3 protein-coding genes are annotated in these 2018 nt (G+C 72.6%); 2 read left to right on the top strand and 1 reads right to left on the bottom strand.

Going from position 1 to position 2018, the window contains the following annotated elements:
• Positions 1–220 (top strand): DUF72 domain-containing protein (locus FUT87_RS13990; protein WP_147241412.1); only part of this gene is annotated, 220 nt, incomplete at its 5' end.
• A gap of 13 nt (positions 221–233) precedes the next feature.
• On the opposite strand, the gene FUT87_RS13985 is transcribed toward FUT87_RS13990, so the two are convergent.
• Positions 234–644 carry a hypothetical protein gene (locus FUT87_RS13985; protein ID WP_147241411.1) on the bottom strand — a complete coding sequence of 137 codons (411 nt, stop codon included), beginning with the start codon at positions 642–644 and terminating at the stop codon, positions 234–236.
• Between the two features lie 202 nt (positions 645–846).
• On the opposite strand from FUT87_RS13985, the gene FUT87_RS13980 reads away from it, so the two are divergent.
• The coding region (locus FUT87_RS13980) for a tetratricopeptide repeat protein (protein ID WP_147241410.1) at positions 847–2018 on the top strand (1172 nt) is incomplete at its 3' end.

The raw sequence follows: 2018 nt of genomic DNA, 5'->3' as shown, positions 1-2018 counted from the left end.
GCTCGGCGAGCGCGGCGACGGCCGCGGCGCCGTCGTCTACTACCGCTGGCATGGCTCGCCGCGCATGTACTGGTCGCGCTACGAGGACGCCTTCCTCCAGGCGCGGGCCCAGGCGCTCGCGCGCTGGCCGGCCGGCACCTCGATCTGGTGCGTCTTCGACAACACCGCGTCGGGCGCGGCGGCCGATGATGCGCTGCGGTTCAGCGCGCTGATGGGATGACGTCCGCGGCCGGTCAGGCGTCGGTGTCGAAGCCCTCGGGGTCCAGCGCGAAGCGCCAGGCCGTCGACCGCTGCAGCGCGTCCTTGAGCGCGTGCGAGCGCGGCGGCAACAAGGCCGCCAGTTCGGCGCTGAAGAACTCGCAGCCGAGCGCATGGGCCACGTCGCAGACGACGTCGATGAAGTGGTCGGTCTCGGTGGCGCAGGCGTCGAGCCGCGCATGCAGCTCGTAGTGGCCGTCGGGATCGGACACCATGTCGATGCAGTTGTGCGCCTCGTCGCCGAAGTAGCGCCAGCCCTCCAGCATCGGCGTGCTGGGGCCGACGCGCGACGCGAGGTAGTGCATGACGTCGCTGCGCGAGGAGGGATGCCAGGAGGCCTTGGCGCTGCCATGCGCGAAGGCCAGATCGAACTGCCAGACGGCCATGACGGGGACCTGGAGTCGGGGTGAAGCGATGCTACGCCCGCGACTCCCGGCGCGCCACGCGATGTGGCTATCGATGGGATAGCGCCCGTCCACTGGAAACGCGGGCCGCCACGCATGCTGCGGTGCACCAGCGAAGGCTCGCCTGCGCTCGCGCCAACGTCGGCTCGTATGATCCGCCGCGTTGAGCCGCGGGAGGTGGTGATTGAGCGCTTCGAAGGAACAGCCGGCACGGCCGCGCACGCCCGCCACGCTGGCACGCGCCCATGCCCTCGCCGACTGCGGCGACTGGATCGCCGCGGAGGCCGAGTACCGCGCGCTGGCGCAGGCGGCCGGCGCTGGCGCCGCGCTGCTCTACAACTGGGGCATCGCGCTGCGTGAGGCCGGCCGGCTCGAGGACGCGATCGCGGCGTTCGAGCAGGCCGCCTCGCGGGACCCCGCTTACGCCCGTGCCTTCCATGGCCTGAGCCTGAGCTACCGGGACCTGGGCGCCCGCGACGCGGCGCTGATGGCGATCGAGCTGGCGATCGACGCCGATCCCGCCTGCGACGACTTCCGCTTCGAGCGCGCGGAGCAACTGATCGACGCGGGCCGCTGGCGCGACGCGCTGCCGGCGCTGGCGGCCATCGGTCCCGAGGCGCCGGGCCACGCGATCGCGCGCAACCTGATGGGCATGGCGCTGCGCCAGGGCGGCCGGGAGGCCGAGGCGCTCGACGCCTTCAGCGCCGCGGTCCGCCACGCCCCGGCCTTCGCCGCGCCGCTGCAGAACCGGGCCAATCTCCATCTGCGCGCGCGCCGGTTCACGCTGGCGGTGGACGATTTCGACGCGGTCTTGCGGCTCACGCCGCACGCCCCTTGGCTCGCCGGACTGAGGCTCTACGCGGCGATGCATGTCTACGACTGGCGCGACTTCGACGCGCGTTGCGATGCGCTGCTCACCCAGGTGGCTCGTGGCGAGGCGGTCGCGCAGCCGCTGGTCGTCCAGAACCTGACGGACGACCCGGCGCTGCAGCAGGCGGCGGCAAGGACCTGGGCTCGGCACGCGTCGCCCCGTGCCGCGACGCCGCCGATGCGGCCCGGCTTCCCGGCCGGACGCAAGATCCGCATCGCCTACGTCTCCCGCGACTTCCATGCCCATCCGGTGGCCTTCCTGCTGGCGGAAACGCTGGAGCTGCACGACCGCGAGGTCTTCGACGTCGCGCTGATCAACCATGGCGAGGCGAAGGACGACCCGATGCAGCAGCGACTGCGCGCCGCCGCCGATGCTTTCCTCGACGTCGGCGGCTGGAGCGATGAACGGGTGGCGGCGCTGTGCCGCGAGCTGTCCATCGACATCGCGGTCGACCTCACCGGCCACACCGAGGGCGGCCGCGTCGC

It is taken from the genome of Mitsuaria sp. TWR114, assembly GCF_007997345.1.
The sequence above is the reverse complement of the archived record's forward strand: the minus strand, read 5'-3'. Positions and strand labels throughout refer to the sequence as shown.